The organism is Enhygromyxa salina (assembly GCF_002994635.1).
Classification (GTDB): domain Bacteria; phylum Myxococcota_A; class Polyangia; order Nannocystales; family Nannocystaceae; genus Plesiocystis; species Plesiocystis salina_B.
The window spans coordinates 1-26,247 of record NZ_PVNL01000032.1; the positions used below are offsets into that span (position 1 = coordinate 1).

Below are 26,247 nucleotides of genomic sequence, written 5' to 3' on the forward strand. Positions count from 1 at the left end.
ACCCAAGCCGGCCGTCGCTGAGCCACCACCGCCGCCGCCACCCAAGCCGGCCGCTGCCGAGCCCCCACCGCCTCCACCACCCGCCGAGCAACCCAAGAGCGAGTGGGCGACCCGGGCCGGCAAGTGGCTCACGCCGATCTCGGCTGCTGCACCCGCTGGCGAGGACACCCGCTACGACCTCGAGCACTCGGCGGTCCGCGTCGAGGTCGAGAAGCTCGAGTCGGTGACCTCGGGGCCGCCCGACTGGATGCTGGTCAAGCAGGGCTGCGACAAGCTGCTGCGCGAGAAGACCAAAGATCTGACGCTTGCCTCGTACCTCGCGCGAGCGCTGTACGAGCTCGATGGACTCGACGGACTCGTCACGGGCTTCGCCTTGCTCGCCGAGATGTCCGAGAGCTTCTGGGACGGCATGCAGCCGCCCAAGAAAAAGGAGAAGCGCCGAGCCAACGCGGTCACCTGGCTGTTCGATCCAGTCGAGCGCGCGCTCGCGGAGCTGCAGCCGACTGCGAAGGACGCCAAGGCGCTGCACGAGCTCGACCGGGTCGCCAAGCACCTGTTTGCGGTGATCAGCGACAAGTATCAAGACCACGCGCCGGGCACCCGAGGCCTGCGCGACGCGCTGGCGCGGGCGAAGATGTCGGCCCCCGAGCCGCCGCCCGAGCCCAAGCCGGAGCCGAAGCCAGCCGCGGCCCCAGCGAGTGCGAGCCAGCCAAGCTCCAGCCAGTCGAGCGCGAGCCCGGCGAGCCCGGCCGCGACGCCAGAGGCCACACCCGCGCCCGCGCCCGCGCCCGAGCCCGAGCGCCCCAGCTTCGACGCCCCCGCGCTCGCGGCCAAGTGGACCGCCCCGATCCCAGGCAGCAACCCCGTCGGCGAAGACGCGCGCTACGAGCCCGCGCACGAGAGCACCCGCAACGAGGTCGGCAAGCTCGAGTCGGTGACCGGCGGCGAGGTCGACTGGGACGCGGTCAAGCGCGACGCGACGACGATCCTTGTCGAGAAGAACAAGGACCTGCTGATCGCCGCGTACCTGGCCCGGGCGCTCCACGTGCAGGGCGGGTTCAAGGGGTTGGTCCAGGGCATGGCGCTGCTGTCCGAGCTGTGTGAGCAGTTCTGGGATGGCATGCAGCCGCCCAAGAAAAAGGAAAAGCGCCGCGCCAACGCGCTCAGCTGGCTGTTCGACCAGCTCGAGCGCGAGATCGTCGAGTACAAGCCCGAGGCCAAGGAGGCCGGCGACATCGCGCTGCTCGGGCTGGCCTACAAGCACATGGTCTCGGTCATCGGACAGAAGTTCGAGACCCACGCGCCCGGGACCCGAGGCTTGCGCGACGCGATCTCGCGGCTCGAGATGTCGGTGCCGAAGCCGGAGCCGAAGCCGGAGCCGAAGCCCGAGCCCAAGCCCGTGGTTCAGACCCAGGCCGCCGCGCCGCCGCCCGCCGCCGCGCCTGCTCCAGCCGCGAGCTCGGGCGCCGCGATCTCGGCTCCTGCAGCCCAGGCCGCGCCCGCCAGCGCCGATCAGATCGTCGACTACCTGCGCAAGGTCGGCGATGACTTCGTGTCCGCGGCCGCCAAGCTGCGCGAGGCCAACCTCGCCGATCCGCTGCCGTACAGGATCATGCGGATCGCGTTGTTCCTGCACATCAGCAACCCGCCGCCGTCCGGGCCCGACGGCAACCTCAAGCTCCCGCCGCCGCCGCCCGACGTGATCAAGCGCCTCGACCTGATGCGCGCCAACGCCAAGTGGGCCGCGATCGTCGAGGAGTGCGAGGGCTCGCTCAAGCGGTTCCGGTTCAGCATCGATCTACATCAGCGATCCGCCCAGGCGCTCGCCGGGCTCGGACACGCCGAGGCCCAGGAGGCGGTGGTCGACGGCGTTCGCTCATTGATCAGTCGGATGCCCACGCTGTTGGCGTTGGGCTTTCGCGACGGCACCCCGCTGTGCGGTCCCGAGGCGCGCGCGTGGATCAACGACGAGGTCCTCGCGGACAGCGGCGGCGGCGGTGGTGGTGGTGGACCGGGTGGTCTGCCCGAGGCGATCCAAGAGCGGATCAGCGAGGCCAAGAAGACCGCGGCGGGCGGCAAGTTTGCCGAGGCCGCAGCGGACATGCAAAAGGCGATCGACGAGGCCGGCACCGCCCGCAACCGATTCCTGGTGCGGATGGCCCTGGCCGAGATGGCCTCGGCTGGTGCCGCGCGTGTGGCCTTGGGCGTGTACTCGGGGCTGGCCCGCGAGGCCGAGGCGCTGGGCATCGATCAGTGGGAGCCCGAGCTCGCGGCTCGCTGTCTGCAGGGCCTGTGTCGCGCCCAAGCCGACGCCGCCAAGGCCAAGCCGCCGCTGAGCATCGATCCGGCGTTCGAGCGGCTGTGTCGGATCGATCCCGCCACCGCGGCCAGCCTCAAGGAGTGATCGGGTTCAGCTCGTGACCACGGCGTGGGTGGGCGATCGCCCCATCTTCACCGACGAGCCCCCGTGACCCCTCGGAACCGGACGCCGTGGGCTGTTTCAGCGCGCAGCCGGGCATTTCCAAGTGGAGTGTCGGCGACTTTTTCGCTACGCTGCGTGCGGCGCTCGACGACTGCGTAGCGGTGGATGAACTTCCGATGAACGCCCACTGACCTGGGACCGCGCCACCGTTTCAAATCTCGCCCAACTCTTCTCATGACCAGCTCCGACGCTCGCGAGTCATCCCATGTCCACTGGCTGCTGCTGGGCTCGCTGTCCATTGGCAGCGACGGCACCCCGAGCGGGCGCCGCTTTGCGCTCGACACAGACAGCTTCGCCGAGGCCTTCCGCGACGCGAAGCTGAGCGCGAAGGTCGACATCGGACCGGCGCTCGGCTCGGCTGGCGCGCATCAGGTCGAGCTCCGCTTCGAGCAGCTCAAGCAGTACAGCATGAAGCACGTGCTCGCCTCGGTGCCCGTGCTCGAGCCGCTGCGCAAGCTGGCCGATGATCTCGGCGGTCCGTCGTCGCGGCGCCCGTCCGACGAGGCCGCGATCGCCAAGGTCGTCGAGCTCATCGGTGAAGGTCCGCTCGCGGCCGAGCTCCGCAGCGCGTTCGCTGGCGCGGAGTCACAGGCCCAGGATCAAGCCGAGCCCGCGTCGCTCAATCAGAGCGCGGGGCAGACTGAAGTTCAAAGTGACAGCGCCAACCAGGCGCTGGTGGGCGAGCTGCTCGAGCAGCACGAGACCAAGCAGGTCGACACCAAGCGCGCCGTCGACTCGTTCATCGCGGCGGTCCGCGGCAAGAAGCCCAGCACCAGCGGCGGCAAGCCCCAGCCCGCCAATCGGCGCGCGCGCGAGCTGGTCGAGACCGCGGTCTACGGCGCGGTCTCGGCGATCCTCACCGACCCCAAGGTCACCCAGCCCGAGGCGCTGTGGCGGGGTCTCCAGCTGATCGTCAAGCAGGCCCCCAAGCGCGCGGCGATGCTCGTGGAGATCGTCGACGTCGCGCCCGACGGCATCGAGGCCGCGCTGCGCGAGTGCCTCGACGACGAGCCGATGAATCGGCCTGATGCGTTCTTCTGCTTCGATCGCATCGAAGATCCCGCGCGCCTGGCCGAGCTGGCCTCGGCCGCAGAAGACATGTACGCACCGATCGTCGTCGGTGTCGGGCCGGCAGTGTTCGGCGTCGAAGATCCCGAGCAGGTCATGCAGGCGCTGCGCGACGCCAAGCCCGATCCGGCCGCGGCCATGGTCGAGGGGTGGGCGGAGCTGCGCGCCGACGAGGTCTCGCGCTGGCTCAGCGTCACGACCAACGACGTGGTGGTCGCAAGCGAGGGCGCAGGCGCAGCGCGACGGACCGTGCTCGGCAGCTCGGTGTTCGCGGTCGCGGCGATGATCGCGGCCAGCTACCGTCACACTGGTGGGTTTGCCCGCATCACGGGCAAGGATGGGTCACTCAAGTCGCCCGGTCTGCGCGAGGTCGAGACCGGCCGTGAGGCTGGATCGGCGATCCCCACCGCCGCGTTCTTTTCGATCCGCGCTCAGGGCGAGCTTGCCGATGTGGGTGTGATTGGCCTCGGCAGCGGTCGGAATACGGACATGATCGCGCTCTCGAACGTGCCGACGGTCCGAGGATCGAAAGACGCTGTCCCACTACCGGCACAAATCCTGACCGGGCGGCTGGTGCGCTTCGCCCGTTGGGTGTGCGATCAAGTCCCGGCCGGCCAAACCCGCGAACAGGTCGTGAAGCTGTTCAAAGACGCCGCGACGGTGTTTTTGTTTCCAGGTATCAGCGGCCAAAACGGCGGGGGCGCGGAGCTTCACGCGGGCATCGTCGACGAGGGTGGGACACCAGCCATCCGATTGGTGGCGAACGTGCATCCGCGACTCGCCGGGGTTCCCTTCGAGGTCGGTTTCGACCTCCCCCTCGGGGTGGCGCTCGTCGATTGAGCGACACTTGAGCTTGACATCATACACATTGCAGACCTAACGTCTCCGCGCATCGGGAGACGACGACCGAAACCGGGAAGTAGCGAATAGGAACCGAAAATGGCTGAGACAGTACACCTCTACCTGAAGTCAAACGGCAGCGATATCCAAGGCCAGTCCACCCAGACGAGCCTCGGTCGTGCGGACTCGATCGAGTGCCTCTATTTCGAGGACTCCGTTCGAACGGCGCGCGAGAAGGGCTCCGGCCTGGCAACTGGGCGTCGGACCTACGAGCCGATCCGCATCTTGAAGCGGATCGACAAGTCGTCCCCGCTGCTCGCCAAGGCGCTGTGCAACAACGAGAAGGTCGACGGGATCTTCAAGTTCTTCCGGCCCAACGAAGACACCGGCGAGACCGAGCACTTCTTCACCGTGGAGTTCCAGAAGGGGCGCCTCGGCGGCATCAAGCGTGTCTCGCCGAACGTCATCGACCCCGCGGCAGGAGGAGATCCACCCACCGAGGAGGTCACGTTCGTGTTCCACACGATCATTTGGACCTTCGAAGATGGCGGCGCGACGCACGAAGACTCGTGGGACAAGGGCGACGCCGGCTGAGCGCGGCCGCCCACCAACGAACGCAAAGGGGTCACCTTCGGGTGGCCTCTTTTATTTAAGTTCATCCTCGAATGGCCAGCCCATCGGATCCGTGACGAATAGCTGACCTGGGCGGCGACCGAACCACCATGCGCCGTAGAGCTCCCACGCCGCACCCAGCACGACCAGCAGCGGAAACCACGGTCGCTTGGCGCCGCCGCCAAACACGATCGCCACCAACACCAGCGGTAGCCAGTCGACGGCGAATCGATACGAGAACTGCAGCTGCCCGCTGTTTTGGTAGAGCAGCGAGGGCAGGGCGACCGCGAGCGCGCTGAGCAGCAACCCCCAGCGCTGTGGGCAGCGCTCGCGCGCGAGACCCAGCGCCAGCACCCAGGGCGCGCCCAGCAGCAAGCTCGAGCCGTGAATCGACACGCGGGGACCGAGCCCGTCCCACGGTCCGTCGCGCCACACGGGCATCAGCGAGAACAGGCAGCGGACGTTGCGGCCGAAGTACTCGGTCGAGAACATCCCGACCTCCTGCATGCGCTGCTGCCAGCGAATGTCGAGGAATCGGTGGCCGAACTCGACGGGGTCTTCGAAGCGCGCATAGTTGTGGGCCATGAGCGCCGCGCCGATCAACGCGAGCGGCGTCGCGAAGCGCAGCGCCGCCACCACCCGCTCGCGGCCGCTGGTCTCGCGCCACCACTCACCCACGAACAGCGGCAGCGCGAACGCCAGGTGCGGACGGCACGAGACCGCGAGCGCCAGGAACAACCCAGCCAGCGCGGGCCGGCGACAATTCCAGCTCATCGAGATGTACAGACACAGACACAGCGCCCCGCAGATCTGCGCCGTGAACCACACCCGCCCGTGCGCGCCCACGAAGGCCGCCGGGCTAGCGAAGGTCCAGGCCGCGATCGCCCACAGGTGCTCGCGCCCGCGACCCGGCCCCCAGCCGTCTGGGGTCCCGCGCTCGCGGTCGAACAGTCGCAGCAGGACCACGGGGATCAGCGCCGCGAAGATGCACGTCAGCAGCACGTCGCGGGTTGCGAGCCCGCGGACCGCCACGACCGGGAGCATCGCCAGCGCAGGTCCGGGCGGAAAGCTGACGTACCAGGTCTCCTCGCGCGACACGATGTCGCGGCGCGACAGCTCGCGCAGCTCGTGGTCGACACCGAGCAGCAACCACGCCTCGGTGCCCGTGCGCTTGAGCGCCAGACACTCGCTGGTCTTGCACGGAAACCCGCGGACCTGCGAGCCGTCGCGCAGCTCGAGGGTCCAGACCCGGGCCCAGTCGTCGTAGCTGTGGTGCTTGCACTGCTTGGCGCGGCGCAGCTCGGGCGTGCAGTAGCCGGCCGGCTTGCCCTCGTGGCTGAGCTGCCCGTCGAGCCACGAGCTGGCCAGGTGCACGTAGTGGTTGTCGTGGCTGGGCTTGGCCAGGCGCTTGGGCCCCGCCAAGAAGCACAGCCCGACCAGCGCGATCAGGAACGCGGCGAGCGGGGCGAGATATTTGCGGTCGAGCAGCCTGGTTCGCTCGCGCACGGCGGTGGTTTTAGCTGGTTGTGGGGCGCTCTGGTAGGTTGCTGACCGTGCTCGCGGCCGCTTCGCCCTTGCTCCTCGCGCTGGCGGCGGGGTTTGTGTTTGGGCTGGCGAAGCTGTTCGAGCGGACCGATCAGGCGATCGCGGCGCTCAATCGGTTCTGCCTGTACCTGGCGTTCCCGGCCCTGATCTTCGCCAACGTGTACACGGCCGAGCTCGCCGTGCGCGAGCTGGCCGGGTTCGTGGCGGCCTCGATCGTGCCGACCTTGGCGCTGTTGCTGCTGATCGGCGCGACCACCAGGCGGGTCGAGCCCCACGCCCGCGCGGCCATGGGGCTGGGCGCGGGCCTGGGCAACATCGCGTACCTGGGGATCCCCGCGTGCGCGGCCTTGCTCGGGCCGCAGGTGGTCGGGCTGGCGTCGCTGTCGGCGGCCCTGCACATCGTGGTGACGATCCCGCTCGGGACCTGGCTGCTGCTGCGCTGGGGGCCGCGGGCGAGCACGCAGACGCGGGCGCGGCCGCTGTCCGGTCCGCTGGCGCGGGCGCTTCGGCAGCCGCTGGTGTGGGCGCCGATCCTCGCGTTGCTCGCTCGCGCCGCGCCCGGGTCCTGGCTCGCGCCGGTCATCGGGCCCATGCAGTGGATCGGAGCCGCCGCCAGCCCAGTCGCGCTGTTCATGATCGGGCTGTACTTGCACGCGCAGCGCCGCGAGCTGCTGCGGCTGCGCTGGACCGACGCCGCCATGATCGCCGCGAAGCTGGTGCTGCTGCCAGCGCTGGCGCTCGGCTGCGTGCTCGCGTGTCGACAGCTGAACGCGATCAGCCTCGAGGCCGGGAAGGTCGTGCTGATTCAGGCCAGCATGCCCACGGCGATCACCACCTTCGCGCTGGCCGAGGAGTATGGGATCGGGCGCGAGGCGATCGTGCGGGGGATCGTCGGGAGCACGATCTTGTTCATGCTCAGCTTCCCGGTGCTGGCGCCCATGCTGCTGGCGCAGCTGTGAAAGACTCGTGCGGGACGTGTCAGGGGTTCGGCTGGCAGAGCACGATCGTCGAGTCGAACGCGTCCCGAACCGTGCTCTCGCGCAGCTTCGGGTCCGCGATCGCGTCGAGCCCCTCGCTGGGGAAGAACTGACGGAATGACGAATATGCCTGCTTGCAGTCCCCCGCCCGCGCGAAGCACATCGCGCTGGTGTAGAACAGCGCCTGCTGGCCACCGGTGATCTGCGTGTCCTCGACGTCACGCGGCGGGACCTTGGGCCCGAGGTCGACGATGATCGCAACGCGATCGCGGCAGAACGCCGAGTCGCGCTTGTTCATGTACGCGCCATCAGTGAGGTCCTGCAGCGCGACCAACAGACGATCGCGGTCGGTCGCGTCGCCGCCACGGCAGCGCATGGAGGCGATGCTCTCGGCCGTGCGCGCGGCCAGCTCGGGGGTGAACGCGGCCTCCCGCTCGTACCACTGCTTCACGCGCGCCTTGCCAGCTTGGCACTGACCGATCAGCATCTCGCACTGGGCCCGCGTCATCACCAGGTGGACCTCGTACTTGGGATCCAGGGCCTTGACGCGGTCGAGATCCGCGAGGCAGCCGGGCCCGTCGCCGTGCATCATCTTGCGATTGGCCGCGGCGACCAGCTCGGACAGATCGTTTGACGCGCTGGGGTTGGCTGGCCCCGAGCTGGGGTCTTGCGGATCGGCCTCGGGGGTCGGGCCAGCGACCTGGGGCTGCGGCTGCGGAGAGCCGGAGTCAGCGCAGTCGCAGACCGGACAGTCGGCCGCGGCGCGGGACCCCGCTGGACGATCACACGCGGCCAGCGACACGCCCAGGGCGAGCCCAACCACCGCACAGCCAACACCAATGATCCGCTGCATGCTCACTCACTTGCCGACGCAGTTGCGGACCAATGATTCGAAGGTGCTGCGGGTCGCCTTGGTCCGCGCCTCTTCCTCCATGTTGGCGAACCCGTCCTTGGTCCGCTGGGGCAGGACCTCGGGGAACACCTTCCAGGCCTTCTCACACGAGCCCGCGCGCTCGTAGCAGAGCGGCACGGTCGTGAACAGCGAGCCCTCGATGTTGAGGATCTGCGTGTCGTCGCTGTCCTTGGCCTTGACCTTGGGAGCCAGCTTCTTGATCTTGGCGTACTGCACTTCGCAGAACTCGACGTCCTTGCGGGTCGTGAAGGCCGCGGACTGGAGTTGGTTGAGCGCTTGCAGCAGCTGGTCGCGGTCGCTCATCGAGTCGCCCTGGCACCACTGGGTCCCGTAGGCCTCGACCACCTTGTCGAGCTGCTCGGGGCCCATCTGCATGGTGGCCGTGGCCTCGAGCGACTTGCGCGCGAGCACCTTCCCGGCGTCGCACTTGCCCGACATCATGACGCACTGGGCCCGGACCAGGCCCAGGCCACCCTTGGGATCGGAGGTCTTGTGGTCGGGGTCGAGCTTGTCGTGGGCGTCGAGCTCCTTGAGGCAGCCCTTGCCGTCGCCCGCCACCAGCTTTTGCTGGGCGGCCTCGAACCGAGCGCGGGCTTCACCGCTCATCTCGAGCTTGGCGTTGATGACCCCCGCGGCGCTGAGCGAGTCGCTGTCGTCGGGCGCGCTCATGGCCTCGACCTCGGGGTTGGCCCCGTCGCGGATCTTTCGCAGGTTCAGGCGGATCGGCGTCTTGCAGCCCTGGACCTCGGTCGCGTCGGCGGCCTGGCAGACCCCGAGATCGCCACCCTTCTTCTCTGCGGTGCGGCCCTTGCTGTGCTTGCCGCCCGCACCAAAGCCATACACGCTGCCGCCGACCTCGGAGTTGATCTCGTTGGCCGAGCCCAGCGCGAACGCGCCAAGGTTGAAACCATAGACAAAGTGAGTCGCGTCGTCGCAGCCGGGGTTGCTGGCGAGGTCGTCGCGGTACACCGCGTCGCGCGACGCGTAGGTGGTGCCGGCCACGTAGTACTCCATGTGGAAGCGCTCGCCGCCCGAGACCCGGCCGCCGAGGCTGGCCTGGCCGAGCGGCAGCTTGGCGTACAGCTCACCCTCGTTGTGGATGTCGAGGGTCTCGAGCGAGCCCGAGGTCCACTCGGTTGGTTTGTACGCGCCCTGCGACCCACGGATGCTGTCGTTGCGGCACTCGTCGAGCACCCGCAGCTTGCAGCCCTCGTACTTGACCAACACGATGTCGCTCGCGGTCAGCGACTCGAAGCTCGACATGTCCGTCGCGTCCCACTCGATGATGAACGGGCGGGTGTGATCCTCGGGGTCGCACGCCTTTTGGCCGGCGAACGACTCGTCCATCAGCCGGGACTGACCCGACTCGCGCAGACCCACGGTCTGCTGCATCTTGCAGCTGGTGCTGGCGACGAGGGTGAGGCCAGCGCAGCAGCCGGCGAGGGCGAGGAGGGAGATCTTGTGCTTCATCGGTGGGGATCCTGATCGTTCGCGAGGTGGGGGCGCCGTCGGCGGCAGTCTCGCCAAAGTTGGCGGCCGCGTCGAGCCCCCGCTCGCCGATCTGAATTGCCGGGAGAGGCCAGCAGCGCTCTGCACCTCCCAACAACGAGCAGCAAGCCGGAGCAAAAGCCCGCAGGGCCTGTTCGGCGGCGCACTATCCCTCAGATCCGCACCTGCGGGGCCAGAGACCCGGTGGTGGAGCGGAGCCATCCCGCTTGACCTGCGCGAGATCTAGTCTGGTAGCTGCACGAGCACCCCGGCGTGGGCGAAGACGCGCAGGCCTGAGAACGTCGCTACAATCTCGCAACACGCCACGCCACGCCACGTGGAGTGGCCGGCCGCGTGGTAACGGAGTTGGACCGCCACCCCATCGCTTCCCCCGATGCCGACGGTATCGAACCACGGATCAAACCCCAGCGCCCCAGTCCTCCACAGGCTTGAGAGTGTGACCTCATCCCCCTGCTGGTCGACTTGGATGACCTCGCCCGTGGCTGTCAATAGCCTGCCTGCTTCGTAGTGAAGGCAGTCGGCCGTGCCCTCGGTGCCGTGCCGCCTCCAACCGTAGCCCGACCTGTGGACGAACAACGGGTCTTCCGAACCTGCCACGATACGTTTGGGTGAAGGTATGTAATCTGGACCGATACCAACGCTGACCGGGTCGGCCTCGGTGCCGAGTTGCTCAGCGGTCCAGACACTCGAGGGATCGAAGGGGTCTGATTTATCCGGAAACCCCTCCGAGACCGCCGAAGTAGTTATGAGTCTGGCCGCGCATCTTGCGCGGTTGGTCGCACGAAGATTTCCAGCGTGGCTGGACCTTTCCAGGTTCAGAGGCAAGTCCGACCGAGGCGTTTATGCCTCTCGCAGTAAGAGTTCGCCACTAAGCACGGCAAACATGCGACCCACAGAAGTGTTGTAGGTGCCCGTCACCACCATCTTTAGAAAGGGGAATAGATCAGTGTCGGTGTCATGCGTGGGCGAACCAGCACTTGAGAGGCCTGCAGTCGTGTTTTTGTCAATCGTCACTTCTAGTGTGCTAGTGCTGAGGATAAACTCTCGAGAGTCGTCTTTGCTCGGGAGGGCACCGTATGCGCTAACCTTGATGTTTCGCGAGCCGGTGCCTTCAATGTCGATTTCGTGTACGCGAATGATCATTCGCGCATGGTAGTATCCGACCACGTTCAGTCCTGGATGAACGATGATGGATTTGCTGCCCGACGTCAGGAAGCTGAAGTCGAAGGTGGTGATTGGGAGGTCTTCTCCGCCCCGCGCCCCGCATCTCGAGGTGCTGGTGCCGCCGGCTGAGCTGCCCGAGCTGTGCTGACGACGGCGACTGATCAAGAGCGCTAGCCCGTCAGACGAGCGCCGAACTCCTCGGCTAAGCGCACAGCATCGTCGAGCGCGCCGAATGCCGCGGGCAACTGCGCGACACCGCGAGCGCGAGCGGGAAGCTGCGCGAGTGCCTCGTCGCGCGCGGCGTCGACTCGCGCGACCGCCCCCGCATCGAGTTCGCCTTGGAACCACTCGTCGAGATCCCAGGCCAGCTGCGCATGGCGGGCCTCGTCGGCGGCGACCCGCGCGAACACCCGACGCAAGCGCAGATCCGGGGCTCGGCGGGCCCGAACGCCGGCAATGAGCGCGGCGAAAGTCTCGAACACGCAGCCCTCCCGGGCGTTGTGTTCGGCGAGCTCGAGACGGGTGGGCACATCGTGCTCGCGTGTCGGCGTTGGCACGCGACCGCCGTGCGCCGCAGCGAGAGCCGCGAACCAGCGAGCGTGATGGCGTTCGTCAGCGGCCGCGTCGTGACAGCGCTCGACTAGCTCCTTCGGCGCTCCCCAGCTGACGAGTGCATCGGCGAGCTGCTCGAAGGCGTCGACGGAGGCGGCCTCGAGGTAGGCCATGGCCGCGAGGCTGCGCCCGAGCGGGCTGGTGTGACCATCGTCGCTGGCCTCGACGTGGCCGAGCGGGCGACGACCCTCGGTGCACTCGATCACCGCCCCCACTCCGCTGCATGTCACCTGTCCGTCTTGGGTAGGATCGGATGGCACGTGGAGGTCACAGCTGTCGACGCTCGTGGGCTCCCAGCTGGTGTTCCGAGCATAGGCTTCGCGGCAGGCGACCTCACAGTCGGCGCCGTAGTCTTCGACGAGCTCATTGACCTGTTCGGGGGTGAGCGTTTCCTCGAGGTCGAAGTCCTCTCCACCTCCGGTGCACGGCTCGGTATTGCAGCTCGTCAGCGAGACCGTGGCCAGGACGGCGAACAACGCGTGGCGAACATCCATGACTGCAATTGTACACGCAAGTAGGGCGCAGTGAACGCGGATGCATCTGGTCCACCTGGGAAGGCAGATGCGCTCGTTCGTTTTCATGATGCGCTGCCAGCGACGCGATGTCGCCTCAAGCCGGCGCGATGTCGCCCCCAAACCGCACGGCTCGACCATCACGGCCTGATCAGAGTTGGGTCGGTCACGCGGCGAAGTTCAGCTCGAGCTGGCCACTTGGGGCCCAGGTCAACCTCGTCTACAATCGAGTGGGTGCTCGACCACGGCTACGCTGCGTTCGGACCACTGGCCACGACTCCTGGCACGTGCTGATCGCGTTGATCCTCAGTACCGGTTGTGGTGAGGACCCGGGGGTGCCGAGTCAATCCGGCCCTGAGTGAGAGCTGTGCAGGACCCGAGCCGTGTGCCGTGGGATGGTGCGACGACTGGACCAACACCTGCGCCGCCGACTTGCCGGACGAGAGTCCGTGTGAGGCCCATATTCAGTGTGAGTCCAAATATTGTTGGCAGGGGGCCTGCTACGCCGCATCCGCACCATTGTGCGGGCGTTGGGGATGGTGATGAGCAGTCGCGCTCAGCAGGGGCACACGAAGTCGCGGTCGATCATCAGGCTGAGATCGAGCGCCTCGGACTCGCTGGTCAGCATCATGCCGCTGTCCCACGCCTCCACGTACAGATACTCGAGCTTCCCGTCGAGGTCGGCGTCGAAGATCGCGGTGACGTCGGTGTATCGCCCGGTGTCGATGAAGCTGTCGCCGTCGACGAGATCGAGCGAGGTGATCCGCGCGGCGAAGCCATCGCCGCAGCTCTCGGTGTCGCTGCCAAAGTCGAGCTCGACGAGGCGCACGTGGTTGGCGCCGTCGACCCAGGACGTGACGCTCGCGGGGGCTTGGTTGGCCATTGTCTGCCAGGTTTGCTCGTATTCTCGAGCCTCGGGCGGGAGCGCGTCGTACCAGGCCGTGTACTCGGCCCGGGTCTGCGCCAGCTCGTCCGAGCGCTCGAACGTGGCGATCCGAGCGGTGCCCTCGCTGGTCTCGCGCTGGGTCGGTCGGAGGATCATCGGGGCGGGCAGCGCCGCGTCGCGGGCCCACAGCGCGCCCTCGCAGCTGTGGTCGGACTCGATCTCTGCCACCAGCCAGTGGCCCTCGCGGGCCCACAGCGCGTCGCGCCACATTCGCTTGGGGATGTCTTCGGGGTCCTCGTAGCGCTCCCAGATGTCCTCGCCCATGACCTCGTCGAGGCTCCAGCCGTCGTACTGACTGATCACGCGGAGCTCACCCACGCGGGCGCTGCAGACCTTGCCGTTGGGCCCGTAGAGGTCGAAGCTGCGCCCCCGCTGGGCCAGCAACGTCGCCGGGAGCTGGGACAGCTTGGCCCGCTTGCCGACCCGGAAGGTCGCGTCGCCGGGCGGCTCGTGGAACCTGCCTGTGCCCCACTCGGGCGCGGCCTCGGTGCTGAAAACCAGGCCGTTCGCGTTCACGAACACGAACGGGAGCGCCCCGTCGAGCACGGGCTCTGGCTCCGGCGCTGGCTCCGGCGCTGGCGTCGGCTCCGGCGCCGGCTCGCGCTCGCAGACCTCGACGACGATCACCTCCGGCGTGGGCTCGGCCGCTGGCTCGGCGTCGCAGGTCGCCGCCACCTCGCCCGGACGCGGCAGCGTCAGCGCGAACATCAGCGGTCCGAGCAGCAGCCCCACACCAACCGCCAGCTCCAGACCTTCTCGTCGTCGTCGCATGGGCATCGCACGCGCAAGGGGGGCGCTCGATTCCCGGTTGATGCGCTCGCGCGGGTCGGCCCAGAGTCGTCACATGGTCGCCGACCCAGATGGCGCGCTGCGCTCGTCCTCGTGGCCATGCTGCTCGGCTTGCTGGCCTTCGCGGCCCCGGCCCTCGCGGCGCCGCCCACGACAGACACGGACGCCGAGCAAGCCGAGGCCATCGAGTTCGACGAGCGCGGCGCCGTGGTCGTTCCCGAGCCCAGCGAGCAGGCGATGCGCTGGTATCGCAGCGGCAACGTGCTGTGAATCGCCAAGCTGGCCTGGGGCCTGCTGATCTGTACGGGCGGGTGTGATCCTCGGGGTCGCACGCCTTTTGAGATCTCGTGCTTCATCGGTGGGGATCCTGATCGTTCGCGAGGTGGGGTGAGGTGATATCCTGCGCGCCTGATGACCTTGTCACGCGTGCTCGTTCAGCCAGCTTGTGTCCTCTCACTCCTCGCCGTGTCGGCTTGTACGGCCAACCACGGCGACGAGGTCGGCTTTACGTCGTTCCAGGAGACCTCGAGCGGTGACGGAGATGGAGACGGAGACGGGGACGGAGATGGAGACGGGGACGGAGATGGAGACCCCGGGACTGGAGATGGGGACGGTGATGGGGACGGAGACGGTGATGGCGATGGCGATGGCGACGGGGACGGCGACGGGGACGGAGATCCCGGCCCCTACTGTGGTGACGGGGTCGTCGATCCAGGCGAAGAGTGCGACGTCGGCAACGAGACCATGTTCTGCGACAGCGACTGCACCTACGCGATGTGCGGCGACGGCTACCACAACATGTTGTCGGAGGAGTGCGACGACGGAAACAACCTCGACAACGACGGCTGCGTGGGCGCGTGCTTGCTCAACGAGTGCGGCGACGGAATTCTGTGGGAGGGCCAAGAAGAGTGCGACGACGGCAACCAGGTCGACGTCGACGAATGCAAGAACGACTGCAGCGCCGCGGTCTGTGGTGACGGCGTGATCTGGGAGGGTGAGGAGACCTGCGAGGACGGCAACATGATCAACGACGACGCCTGCACCAACGCCTGCCAGGCGGCGTCGTGCGGCGACGGGATCTTGTGGGTCGGCATGGAGCTGTGCGACGACGGCAACCTCGACGACGATGACGAGTGCCCAGGCAGCTGCGAGCCGGCCTACTGCGGCGACGGCTACGCGCTGGCCGACGTGGAGGACTGCGACGACGGCAACCTCATCGATGACGACGGCTGCACCAACGACTGCACCTCGGAGTGCGGCGGCAGCTTCACGCAGAGCTGGTGCCTGCAGGTCGGAACCATGGAGCAATACACGCGCTGTGAGTCGGTCATCAACGGCGGCGCCACCTGCCTCAACCCCGAGATCAGGTACGGCGACCTCGAGGGGGGGATCCCGCGTCAGCACGGCGGGAACAACTACGCCTTGTGGTGCCAGCAGCTGGGGTTCTCAGGCTACGCCGGGAACGTGGCCTTTGGGGCGCGCGACTGTGCAGCCCCCAAGGGTGGGTTGTTCGGCTGCAACTCCTACGACGAGAACGTCTGGCATTGGTGCGACTGGCAGGACGGCGATTGGCACAACGAGGTGCTCGACTGGCATGACTGCGACGGCATGGAGATCACCTCGATCACGTGCACGCCGTGATATCTTCGGGCGCATGACTTCGACTTCACGCGCGCTCGCCGGACCGGTCTGTGTTCTCTCGCTGTTCATGCTGTCGTGCTCGAGCGGCAGCGTCGATGACGGCGGCTTCGCGAGCTTCACCACGGCGATGCCGGGCGACGGAGACGGCGACGGCGACGGTGATGGCGACGCCGAGACCGGCGACACGGGCACGACCACCGCGGGGCCCAACTGTGGCGATGGCGTCGTCGACCCAGATGAGCAGTGTGATCTGGGCGAGGGCAACTCCGCGAGCGGCCAGTGCACGCCCAACTGCTTCATCGCGGCGTGCGGCGACGGCTTCGTGTACGAGGGCTTCGAGGAGTGCGACGACGGCAACCCGCAGAACACGGATGCGTGCGTTGGCGACTGTGTGCTGGCCACCTGTGGCGACGGCTACGTGCAAGACGGCGTCGAAGAGTGCGACGACGGCAACGACGACGAGACCGACGGGTGCACCAGCGAGTGCACGCCTGGTACATGCGGTGACGGGGTCATTCAGGCGGGCGAGCAGTGCGACGACGGCAACGCCGACACCTCCGACACCTGCCCGGCCTGTCAATTCGCGTTCTGTGGTGACGGCTACGTGCAAGCTGGCGTCGAGCAGTGTGACGACGGCAACGAGCTCGACACCGACGCCTGCATCCCGATCACCTGCGTGGAGGCGTTTTGCGGGGACGGACACATCCAAGACGGCACCGAGACCTGCGACGACGGCAACCTCGAGGACACCGACGCGTGCCCGTCCAGCTGCGAGCCCGCCTATTGTGGTGACGGCTTCGCGCAAGAGGACGTCGAGGACTGCGACGACGGCAACAACATCGACAATGACGGGTGCAGCAACACCTGCGAGTCGCAGTGCGGCGGCAGCTTCTCCGTGGATTGGTGTCCGCAGGTCGGGACCATGGAGCAGTTCACCCGCTGCGAGTCAGTCCAAAACGGCGGCAACACCTGCATCAACCCCGAGATCCGCTACGGCAACGTGACCGGCGGGATCCCCAGGCAGCACGGCAGCAACCAGTACGCGACCTGGTGTCAGCAGCTGGGCTTCTCCGGCTACGCCGGGAACGTGGCGTACGGGCCGCGAGACTGCGCCGCGCCCAAGGGTGGACTGTTTGGGTGCACCAGCTACGACGAGAACAACATCTGGCACTGGTGCGACTGGCAGGACGGGCCTTGGTACAATCAGCAGCTCGACTACCACGCCTGCAACAGCACCGAGATCACGTCGATCACCTGCACGCCCTGACTCTCGAGTAGCGGCCATGGAGACCACCACGCCTCGACCACGGCTACGCTGCGCGCGGACCACTGGCCACGACTCCTGGCACATGCTGATCGCGTTGAGCCTGACCACCGGTTGTGGCGAGAAGCTACAGCAGTCGAACCTGGGCAACCCGCGACCGGGCTGGTTCTACGTGATCTGGCGAGCCAGCCACCCGACGCTGGGGGACCGCATCGACCTCTGCAACGAGTATCGGCCATGGGAGACCGGCGATATTCAGGTCTATGAGCACCTATTTGTCGAGTGATCCCGTCGTTCCTAGTTGTACCTCATGGTCATGAGTATGATCATCCACGCGAGCACCTGCATCAGCATTTGGTCTGCGACCTCGGCAGCGTCGGATGACCTCCCGCGGAGCTGGTGCCACTCGAAAAGGCATATTGTCGTGGCCATGAAGAGGAGCGGTGCCGAGATCCACCCGCCTTGGAGAATCGCCACTGTCCCCATGTACGCGCCCGTGATCGCCACTAGCGCTGCGAGCAGTAAAACTGACTTTGGCATCGCCTGTTCTAGTACCCTGGACATTTGAGATCCTCGAACTCCTTGATTGTCAACGGGAGACACACGCACGCTGCGTGTCCTCGGCCCGCGCCGCGTAGATCTCCGACTCCAGCGTCGACTCAGGGTCTGTGAAAACAGGTCCCATCGAGCGAGATGGTGGATTGCGCGAATCCATCTGGGTAGTCAGAGATGACGCTGATCGCGCCGTCCGGCTCGACCCAGAACACAATGGTACCGATGATGGCACGATTGGCATCGTGGGCCGTGATCTGCACTGCATCGACCAGTTCGGTTCGTTCCACATGGGCGATCGCCAAGGGAGTCGGCGGCGAGAGCCCCGGCTGTTGGGGTTCCGAGGTCGCCAGAACGGCTGAGAGGATCGCCGTGGTGACCATCGTGAATTGCTAGCGAGGGATCTTCGCTGACGCAAAACATCCAGGCGCGCAGAAAATTGAACTCGTCCGAGTCGTTCTGACCCGCCAGACCCGGGAGCCACTCGCGCCGTGCTGGTGGCAGCCGTGGTCAACGAGGTCGAGCAGGCCCCGAGCACCGCCCAGTGGCCGTCGTGGGGCGACGTGATCACCGAGCGCCGCGACGTGACCCCACTCGATGACGACGGAGAGCCTCTCCACCACGCGCTCGGGCAAACAGAGGCGCGCGTGAGCGGGTCAGAAGCCCGCGCGACCCCACTGGTGAGTTGGCACAAACTGCCGGGGGTATCGGGTTCAGCTCGATCTCTGGCACTCTGTGCAGAGGTTGCGCATGCCTGATTTTAGTACTCACACCCGGTTCACCTTGCTCGCGTCGCTGTGCCTACCGCTGTGTTGGGGGCTGGGCTGCGGCGGCAACGACATGCAGCAGGCCCCGACCGGCGATGGGGTCAGCGGCGTGACCTTGGGCGAGGGCGATGGCGAGAGCGACGGCGACGGGCAAGAGTCCAGCAGCGACAGCCTGGACGACGGCGGCGACAAGCTGGACCTCGGCAACACCGGGGGTGGCAGCGGCTCGGCCGACGACGGCGGCCCGATGGGCGAGTGCCAGAAGGTCGATCTGCTGTTCGTGATCGACAATTCCGGCAGCATGGAGGACGAGCAGGCCAGCTTGGTCGCCTCGTTCGGGGGCTTTGTCGCGGGCATTCAGGCCGAGCTCAGCCAGGCGGAGAGCTACCACATTGGCGTGGTCACGACCGACGCCTACAGCAGCAACGGGGCCGGCTGTAACAGCTTGGGCGCGCTGGTCACCAGTACAGGTGGTGACGCGTCGAGCAACGCCAACTGCCAGCCGTTCTCCTCGGGCGCGCGCTACCTCGACGAGACCGAGCCGGACCTGGCCACCAAGTTCTCGTGCATCGCCCAGGTCGGCATCTCGGGATCGGGTGACGAGATCCAGGCCCAGGCCGGCTACCAAGCCGTGTCTCCGGCCATGAACGCGCCCGGGGCCTGCAACGAGGGCTTCATCCGCGATGACGCGCTGCTGGTCGTGGTCATCATCAGCGACGAGAATGATCAGGAGGTCTGCCTTCCGTTCTTCGGCTGCATGGGTGGGTCCGAGGGCGACCCTGTCGACTGGTTTGAGAAGTTCCAGGCCTACAAGAACGGCATCCAGGAGAACATCGTGGTGCTGGCGCTGGTCGGCGACGCAAACAACAGCTGTGGGGCCGACAACTGCTCGCGGTTGATCGCGCTGACCAACTGGTTCTTCAACGGCTCGGTTGGGGACATCTGTGCGCCCAGCTACGAGACCTTCTTCAACGACGCGATCGCGGTCATCGACGACGCCTGCGACAACTTCACGCCGCCCGAGTAGCGAGCGGTCGCCGTTGAGCTTCCGGTCGGTCGAGCCTCCGCTGGCACCGGGGGGCCGGACCGATCGGTCTTCAGTCGCGACGCGACATCGAGCTGAAAGCTTCGTCACGGTGGCCCGTTGCCGGCGCGAGGGGCCGACCTGTGACCTGTGTGGCCCGGGAGTTCGCAGATGTCTTTCGGCGATCGACACACACGAATTGGGGTTCTCGCGACCACGCTGACCACGCTGTGCCTGTCCGGCTGTATTAGCGACAGCGACTGTGGCGTGTGTGATCCAGACAACCTGGTCCTGCAGAGCATGACCGGCGTCAATTATGCCAATCGTCGGGTTCATGTGCTGGCAGACGGCGTCACTCGAGCCAAGTACTTCATCGACGACATTGGCGCGTGCGAGCTCACCGACGAGGCCATGGCGGCGCCGCGCGGCCCTGAGGAGTGGTGCAAGCTGTCACCCTTGATGACGTGGCAGGGCCTGGCGTTTGTCTTCAACAACCTGCTCGACCCCACCACGATCGAGCTGGTGCGCAAGAACCCCGCCAACCCCCGGCTGTTCCAGATCTACGACTGGAAGACGCAGTTCGCCCAGATCGAAGGCCCGATCACCCGGTTCAACGGCGACTACCTCCCGCAGCCCAAAGAGGCCCCCGATCTCATGCTCAGGGCCACCAATCTCAGCTGCATCGACAATCTTCGGACCCAGGGCATCAACTACGATCACGCCACCCTCGACGCCAATCCGGACATCTGTGAGGGCTTCCACGAGGTCGATGGCCGCAAGCTACCGCTCAAGATGCAGGCCAGCGGGGTCACCAAGTCGTTCCGCGGTGAGACCGATTGGCGGGCGATGAGCTGCACGGCAGCGGACTCGGGGCCGGACACCTGCTGCACCGTGTGCGACTACGAGCTGTCGGTCAACGTGGCCAAGTATGGGGCCGACTCGAGCGGATCCCGCCTGAGGCCGGCCAACGCGATCGCCTGTGACCCCGGCGGCAACGTCTATGAGGACTGCGCTGGGTTCATCACCCAGGTCGACCGCGAGGCCGAGACCAACCGCTACAGCTACAGCTGGGACGGTACAATTGACACATTCCGGCTGCCACTCTACGACAAAGTACGCGAGACACATCCGGACGATCGCCCGCCTGGGGTCGAGCCGGATGGCCCCGCGTGTCAGACCAGCGCCGACTGTGACGCGCAGCTTGGCGGGAATTCGGGGGCGGTCTGTATGGGTCGTACTGCTGCGGGCGTCACCTGTGATTCCGACACCGAGGGTTGCGCCGATCTGCATTGCAAGGCCCAGTGGTTTGTGACGTGCAAGGACGACGGCGCCAACACGGGCGGCGCCTACTGCACCGACCGCCGCTTCAAGGACAAGGGCGCGGGCGCCTGTTTTGTCGCCACGACGGGGTTTCAGGCCTGCCAACCCAGCGCCGATCCCAACGTGCCGCCAACCTGCGCCAGCTGGGCGGCCGGGAACCGACTCGCGCGCTGTGACGTCGGCGAGTACCCCGACGGTCAGCTCGCCGCCAGTGAGTGCTGCCAGACGGCGCTTGGCGCAGACCAGGATGGGGCGGGCTGCGATCCACTGTTTCAGCCCAACGTGGTCCCGATCCCGCGCTTCGATCGTGACCGCTCCCTGCCCGACGAGACCCGCGACTGCTTCTGCGGTGATCCGGCGGGGCAGCACCCGGCCTGCGCCAAGCAGATTGAGAGCTGGTGCACGCCGCCGTGGGGGCAGCTGCAGCGCCACGATGGCTCGAGCAACGACGGGGACTACGTGACGCGCTTCGTCAGCAGGACCGGCGGCGTGTTTTATGACCCCGCGCTCAAGGGCGTGCAGTACCTGCCGGCTGATCGCGGCAATCAACCCCGGTCGTTGGTCGAGTCATGCGCGGAGCTGCCGGCTCACCCCCAGCCGCTGGACGGCCGCAGCATGCAAGACGGCTGGCGAATGCACGACAACTCGGAGTTTGAGACCTACGAGAACTTCGATCGCGGGATGTGCTCGGGCTCGGAGTACCGCGTGGTATTTGCGAGTGAGGGCGAGCGCGTGGTCGACCGGGTTGGCAACCAGCTGCCAGCGGGGGCGACCTATGCGTTCCAGACCCCCGAGTTTCACGTTGTTCCTGGAACCGGGTTTCCGACCGACAATCTGCGCGTTGGCGCCTGCGATGAATTCGAGCTGAGCGTGTCCAACAAGTACGACCTCGACCCCAACAACCTCGCCAAGCTGCAGCTGGTCCAGCTCAGTCAGATCTCTGGGGAGGATGCGTACGGCGAGTCTTGCGAGACCAGCTTGCAGCCCGAGTGCTGGAAAGAAGATCATGTGGTCGCGGGCGGGAGCGAGTGCGCGGACGAGCGAGAGGACGTCACCGTCGATCACCCGCCGTGTCTCAGCGTGGATGTTGCCCTGCAGCGCGAAGGCCTGATCCGCGTGGTCATCGACTCGGTGCGGTTTGGCCGCCAGCTGTCCAACTACAGCGAGGACGACCCGCAGGCGGGCGACGCGTTTGGTCGGGCCTACACGGGTCGCTATCGCATGAAGCTCCCCGGTCTCGAGCAGGTCGAGCGCTTCGAGGACCTCGACCTCGACGACCCCGCGGACCTAGCCGCCTACGAGCGCGCGTTCAAGGACGTGTGCGGGATGCCGCTGATCACCACGGGCGGTCAAGGCTACACGGACTTCTACTACGACTTCACGATCGACGCGCCCAAGTGCAAGGAAGATCCAGATCGCGACGACGTGCAGCTGTCGTGCGACAACGCCCCCGATCATCCCAACCCGGACCAGCGTGACCAAGACTTTGATGGGTTCGGGGACGTGGTGGATCTGTGTCCGCTGACGCCGAGCGGGCTCAACACCGCCGACTCGGACGGCGACGGGGTCGGCAACGACTGCGACACCTGCAGGCAGAGGCCCGACAAGTACAACTTTGACGCGGCGCTGCCCGATGACGTGCACCTGTGGGTGCGCAACATCCCGCATCAGCTCGACTTTGATCACGACGGGATTGGCGATGTCTGCGACAACTGCGTGACCCAAGCCAACTGCGGCGGCTTTGACGAGTCCAACCCGCACCGCGTGGGCGTGCCGGTCCCGTTTCAGAGCCCGAGCATGTGCCAGGGTGATGTCGACTCGAACATGATCGGGGACGCGTGTGTGGACCCCGACACCCACATGCCGTTCGTGGATCTCGACAACGCCGCGGGTCCGGTCGGGTTCCTCGCGACCGACGACTTCGATCAAGACGGCATCAACAACTTCGACGACTCGTGCCCGCGCCAGCCGGTCGAGCAGGACCTCGCGCAGCGCAGCGTCTGCACGACCGACGACGACTGTCCGCGCGAGCACTCGGCGTGCGCGGCCACGCCCGCGCTCAACGGGCTGCGATACTGCGACCACGTGGACCTCGATGGCGACGGGGCAGGTGACATCTGCGACTCGTGCCCCGCGAAGTCCAATCCGCTGCAGCTCACGGACAGCGGGCTGCAAGCTGACGACGAAGATGGCGACTTCGTCGGGTCCCTGTGCGAGCCCGGCGACGGCTGCGACCTCCGCAACAACCCTCGGCCGCTCGCGTTCATGGAGGTCGCGGTCCAAGGGCAGTGCTGTGTGACCACGTATCCGGGCGATGGCTGGTACGAGCAGCGCCCCGACGGCTCGTGGGGCTGTGAGGGTCTGTGCGATCCCGATGGCTTCCCGATCACGGTCGACTGCGCCAACGAGGCAGCGCTCGACGAGGACATGCCCGACGGCAGCAAGTGCCGGAAGCTGCCTGCGGTCGTGACCTTGTTGCCGGGCGTGGTCACGCTCCCGAGCGGTTGTGAAGCCGCGCTCGCCAGCGCCGGGCTGTGCGACGGCAACGATCCCAGCTGCGACCCCGACCTGGGGAATCGCTGGCTGACGACGTTCGACTACCCGGACGAGGATCAGCTGTGGAGCAAGATGTGCTTCTTGCCGCAGTGGGATCAGGACTTCGACGGTCTCGGCGACGCGTGTGACCTGTGCGAGTTCGCGTTTGATCCCTTCAACCAGCCGCTCACCGACAAATTCGGCAAGCTGTGGCCGAACGTTGGTCACTATTGTTCAGGTGAGTACTCGGCCGACGCGGTCTGTGCCCTCCAGGACGAGCTAGACGGCGTCGAGGAGACCGAGACCGGCGGCGAGACGGCTGGCGAGACCGGGTGACGGGTCCGCGGTTGGACCCGCGCGTCGCTCGTGAGATCCTCGCCGCGTGCCGATGATCTCGCGCAAGAAGCAGCCCTACCGGGTGTCCGACGCGCTGCGGCGCTACCTGGTGGGGCACGGCCGCGAGCTGCGGCTGCCGATCCGCTACGAGGACCTGACCTACTACGGCGACACGATCCCCGTGTACGACAAGCGCAACCGCGACACGCTGTGGGAGTCGGTGCTGTACCCCGCGAGCGAGCGCAAGCGGATCCACCGGGCCCTCGTCGACACCTACGCGACGCTGCGGGTGACCGGCGATCTCTCGCTGATGCAGCACCTCGTCACCGATCGCGTCGACGTGTGCTCGTACGGCAACACCCAGCCATTTCGGGTCCGGATCCTCAACACGCTCAACGAGAACTTCGACTATTTCTACGTCAAGCGGGCCGACGCCTCGCGGGTGTACGGGCTGGAGCTCGAGCACATCCTCTCGCCCAACCGCCTGGAGTTCATGACCCACGACGACACCCTGGTCGAGTCGCACATCGCGGGGATCCCGGGGGACGTGTTCATGCGCGATCACCTCGAGGACAAGCACCTCGACGAGGTCCGGCTCGCCAAGGAGTTCGTCAAATTCTGTGAGCGCTGCTTCATTCGGCTGCTCGGCGACATGCACGCGGGCAACTTCGTCGTCGACATCACGCCTGACTTTGACGAGACCAGCTACCGCCTGCGCGCGATCGACTTCGACCAGCAGAGCTACGAGGGCAACATTCGCGTGTATCAGCCCAACTACTACGTGGAGAACAACCCAATCATCAAGCTGGGCATGCGGTGCATGGAGCAGGCCACGACCCGGCAATATCAGCAAGAAGAGCGCAGCTTGATCCGCCACCGGGCGACCAGCGAGGCGGAGCGGCTGCGGCAACTGTTGGATGTCATGCGCTTCGACGAGCTCGCGCCCGAGGACAACGTCGCCGAGCTGCGGGCTGGGTTGATCGACGCGTACGGGGATCGGCGCTTCGATCGCTGCCAGACCATGGGCGCGCTGGTCGACGCCTCGTTGAGCACGCTGGGGTGGGAAGAAGCCTGAAATCCGAGATCGGGGCGCTCAGCTCTGGGTGGGCGCCCGCTTCGGCAGCTTGACCGTGAACGACGTCCCCTTGCCAAGCTTGGACTCCACCGCAATCACCCCACCGTGCTCTTCGACGATCCGGTGGACCAGCGCCAGGCCGATCCCGGTCCCGCCGCTCTTGGTCGAGTAGAACGGCTCGAAGATCTTGCCGAGCGCGGCGGCCTCGATCCCGCTGCCAAAGTCGCGCACGCGCAGGAGTACATCGTCGTCGAGCCCCTCGAGCTCGAGCTCGAGCCGACCCTCGCCGTCCATCGCCTGGGCGCCGTTGCGGACCAGGTTCCACAGCACCTGGGTCAGCTGCGAGATGTCGAGATCGACGGGCACGGGCTGCTTGGGGACGCTGACGATCAGCTCGATGCTGGCGTTGGTCGGGTCGGCCCGGAAGCTGTCGGCGAGCTCGACGAGCGCGCGGCCCAGCTCGACCTTCGAGCGGACCAGCTCGCGCGGGCGGGTGTAGTCGAGCAGCTCGGACACGATGTCGGCGAGCCGGGCCGACTCGCTGCGGATCACCCGGATCAGCCGCTGATCTTCCTCGCCCACGTCATCTTCGAGCAGCTCGGCGCAGCCCGAGATCGCGGCCAGCGGGTTGCGAACCTCGTGGGCGACCGAGGCCGCCAGGGTCCCGAGCGCGGTCAGCCGCTCGTTGCGTCGCAGCACGCGCTCCATCTCGCGCAGATCCGTGACGTCTTGAAAGTTGACGATGTGGCCGAGGAACAGGCCCTCGGCGTCGAGCAGGGTGCTGCAGGCCAGACCGAGGTTGACGCGGCGGTTGTCGTCGGCCCGGTTGACGGTGAGCTCGAAGCGATTGCGGACCCCGCCCGAGTCGTCGAGGTGGGCGCGGACACCCGGGAGCAGCACCTCGCAGTCGCTGCCCACGATGTCACCAGTGCGGCCGAGCAAGTTCGCGGCGGTGGGATTGGCGAAAAGCACGACGCCGGCCTGATCGACGGTCAGCAGGCCCGAGCTGAGCGAGCGGACGATGTTCTCGTTGAGGGTGCGCAGGCTGCCGAGCTGCGAGACCGAGGACAGTAGCTGGGTGTTGAGGTAGCCCGACAAGATCGCCACGATCGCGATCGCCCCGGCGTTGCGCAGCAGCGCGACCCACAGCTGCGCGGGCTCGATCGCCGCGTCGACCCCGGAACCCTTGAGGCCGCTCAGCACACCGACAAACTGCGCCATGCTCAGGCCCACGTAGAGCAGCCCGCACACCGTCGCGACCGTGAGGATCTGCCGGCGATCGCCCATCGTGGCGGCCCCGAGCACGGCGATGAGAAACAAGAACGCGAGGTCCGAGTCGACGCCACCGGTCAGGCCCACCCCGATCATCGCGAACACGATGTCGAACGCCGACTGTGTCCAGCTGATCGCGCGCAGTCTCTTGCTCGAGGCCCTGACCGCTGGCTGCGGCCGGAGCTTCCACGCGAACACCAGGGTGACGACGTAGCCAGTCGCGACTGCGGTCCAGCCCAGCCACTCGGCGGGTCCGATCGCGTGCTCTTCGACGAGCCAGGTCGTGTAGGTCAAGACCAGGGTGAACAGCGCGAGCAGGACCAGCCGGAACAGCATGAAGTAGCTGATCCGCAGGCGCATGGCCTCGAGCCCAGTGTCCGGCCGACGCCGCGCAGACCCGCTTCCTTCGTCGAGATCCGTGCTCAGGTTGACCTGCAGCTCGGCGCTGAGCATGGCCACGCTCGAGCTCTCGCTGTCGTTCGCCATGGCGCT

The 26,247-nt window shown here is 66.9% G+C and carries 19 protein-coding genes; 11 read left to right on the top strand and 8 right to left on the bottom strand.

What is annotated here, in order from left to right; translation table 11 throughout:
• The 3 genes from tssA to tssD all read left to right on the top strand — a co-directional run.
• Positions 1 to 2,404: type VI secretion system protein TssA (tssA, locus tag ENSA7_RS06590; protein ID WP_146157414.1), on the top strand; the 2,404-nt coding region annotated here is incomplete at its 5' end.
• Positions 2,405 to 2,656: 252 nt separating this feature from the next.
• Positions 2,657 to 4,390 carry a type VI secretion system contractile sheath domain-containing protein gene (locus ENSA7_RS06595; RefSeq protein ID WP_106088355.1) on the top strand — a complete coding sequence of 578 codons (1,734 nt, stop codon included), beginning with the start codon at positions 2,657 to 2,659 and terminating at the stop codon, positions 4,388 to 4,390.
• A 99-nt stretch (positions 4,391 to 4,489) separates the two neighbouring features.
• Positions 4,490 to 4,984, top strand: a complete 495-nt coding sequence (gene tssD / locus ENSA7_RS06600; RefSeq protein ID WP_106088356.1) for a type VI secretion system tube protein TssD — start codon at positions 4,490 to 4,492, stop codon at positions 4,982 to 4,984.
• 51 nt (positions 4,985 to 5,035) lie between these two features.
• Here the strand turns inward: tssD and ENSA7_RS06605 are convergent, their stop codons facing one another.
• Positions 5,036 to 6,508, bottom strand: a complete 1,473-nt coding sequence (locus ENSA7_RS06605; RefSeq protein WP_106088357.1) for a hypothetical protein — start codon at positions 6,506 to 6,508, stop codon at positions 5,036 to 5,038.
• A 47-nt stretch (positions 6,509 to 6,555) separates the two neighbouring features.
• On the opposite strand from ENSA7_RS06605, the gene ENSA7_RS06610 reads away from it, so the two are divergent.
• The gene (locus tag ENSA7_RS06610; RefSeq protein WP_181233307.1) at positions 6,556 to 7,506 is read left to right on the top strand and encodes an AEC family transporter; all 951 of its coding nucleotides are present in this window, start codon (positions 6,556 to 6,558) and stop codon (positions 7,504 to 7,506) included.
• Positions 7,507 to 7,525: 19 nt separating this feature from the next.
• On the opposite strand, the gene ENSA7_RS06615 is transcribed toward ENSA7_RS06610, so the two are convergent.
• The 4 genes from ENSA7_RS06615 to ENSA7_RS06635 form a co-directional block, all read right to left on the bottom strand.
• Positions 7,526 to 8,377 carry a hypothetical protein gene (locus ENSA7_RS06615; protein ID WP_146157415.1) on the bottom strand — a complete coding sequence of 284 codons (852 nt, stop codon included), beginning with the start codon at positions 8,375 to 8,377 and terminating at the stop codon, positions 7,526 to 7,528.
• A gap of 6 nt (positions 8,378 to 8,383) precedes the next feature.
• Positions 8,384 to 9,907 (bottom strand): hypothetical protein, encoded by a 1,524-nt coding sequence (locus ENSA7_RS06620; protein WP_106088360.1) that lies wholly within the window; start codon positions 9,905 to 9,907, stop codon positions 8,384 to 8,386.
• Between the two features lie 1,373 nt (positions 9,908 to 11,280).
• Positions 11,281 to 12,216: a ferritin-like domain-containing protein gene (locus ENSA7_RS06630; RefSeq protein ID WP_106088362.1), complete on the bottom strand. Its 936-nt coding sequence runs from the start codon at positions 12,214 to 12,216 to the stop codon at positions 11,281 to 11,283.
• Positions 12,217 to 12,790: 574 nt separating this feature from the next.
• The gene (locus ENSA7_RS06635; RefSeq protein WP_181233309.1) at positions 12,791 to 13,951 is read right to left on the bottom strand and encodes a hypothetical protein; all 1,161 of its coding nucleotides are present in this window, start codon (positions 13,949 to 13,951) and stop codon (positions 12,791 to 12,793) included.
• A 111-nt stretch (positions 13,952 to 14,062) separates the two neighbouring features.
• Here ENSA7_RS06635 and ENSA7_RS43285 point away from each other — a divergent pair, with 111 nt between their 5' ends.
• The 4 genes from ENSA7_RS43285 (at position 14,063) to ENSA7_RS06660 (ending at position 17,160) form a co-directional block, all read left to right on the top strand.
• On the top strand, positions 14,063 to 14,239 hold the full coding sequence (locus ENSA7_RS43285) for a hypothetical protein (RefSeq protein WP_181233310.1): 177 nt from the start codon (positions 14,063 to 14,065) through the stop codon (positions 14,237 to 14,239).
• 141 nt (positions 14,240 to 14,380) lie between these two features.
• Positions 14,381 to 15,610, top strand: a complete 1,230-nt coding sequence (locus tag ENSA7_RS06650; RefSeq protein ID WP_181233313.1) for a DUF4215 domain-containing protein — start codon at positions 14,381 to 14,383, stop codon at positions 15,608 to 15,610.
• A gap of 13 nt (positions 15,611 to 15,623) precedes the next feature.
• Positions 15,624 to 16,877: a DUF4215 domain-containing protein gene (locus ENSA7_RS06655; RefSeq protein ID WP_244923728.1), complete on the top strand. Its 1,254-nt coding sequence runs from the start codon at positions 15,624 to 15,626 to the stop codon at positions 16,875 to 16,877.
• 82 nt (positions 16,878 to 16,959) lie between these two features.
• Positions 16,960 to 17,160, top strand: a complete 201-nt coding sequence (locus ENSA7_RS06660; protein WP_146157417.1) for a hypothetical protein — start codon at positions 16,960 to 16,962, stop codon at positions 17,158 to 17,160.
• An 11-nt stretch (positions 17,161 to 17,171) separates the two neighbouring features.
• On the opposite strand, the gene ENSA7_RS06665 is transcribed toward ENSA7_RS06660, so the two are convergent.
• Positions 17,172 to 17,438, bottom strand: coding sequence for a hypothetical protein (locus ENSA7_RS06665; RefSeq protein WP_106088367.1), 267 nt, complete (start codon positions 17,436 to 17,438; stop codon positions 17,172 to 17,174).
• Between the two features lie 95 nt (positions 17,439 to 17,533).
• Positions 17,534 to 17,809 (bottom strand): hypothetical protein, encoded by a 276-nt coding sequence (locus tag ENSA7_RS06670; protein WP_106088368.1) that lies wholly within the window; start codon positions 17,807 to 17,809, stop codon positions 17,534 to 17,536.
• 367 nt (positions 17,810 to 18,176) lie between these two features.
• On the opposite strand from ENSA7_RS06670, the gene ENSA7_RS06675 reads away from it, so the two are divergent.
• From ENSA7_RS06675 to ENSA7_RS06685, 3 genes are all read left to right on the top strand, one after another.
• Entirely contained in the window at positions 18,177 to 19,220 is a 1,044-nt protein-coding gene (locus tag ENSA7_RS06675) for a hypothetical protein (protein ID WP_146157418.1), read from the top strand.
• 168 nt (positions 19,221 to 19,388) lie between these two features.
• Positions 19,389 to 23,408: a thrombospondin type 3 repeat-containing protein gene (locus tag ENSA7_RS06680; protein ID WP_146157419.1), complete on the top strand. Its 4,020-nt coding sequence runs from the start codon at positions 19,389 to 19,391 to the stop codon at positions 23,406 to 23,408.
• Between the two features lie 46 nt (positions 23,409 to 23,454).
• The gene (locus ENSA7_RS06685) at positions 23,455 to 24,483 is read left to right on the top strand and encodes a hypothetical protein (RefSeq protein WP_106088370.1); all 1,029 of its coding nucleotides are present in this window, start codon (positions 23,455 to 23,457) and stop codon (positions 24,481 to 24,483) included.
• 18 nt (positions 24,484 to 24,501) lie between these two features.
• Here ENSA7_RS06685 and ENSA7_RS06690 read toward each other — a convergent pair whose 3' ends face one another.
• Positions 24,502 to 26,241, bottom strand: a complete 1,740-nt coding sequence (locus tag ENSA7_RS06690) for a two-component system sensor histidine kinase NtrB (protein WP_106088371.1) — start codon at positions 26,239 to 26,241, stop codon at positions 24,502 to 24,504.
• Positions 26,242 to 26,247: the final 6 nt, after the last annotated feature.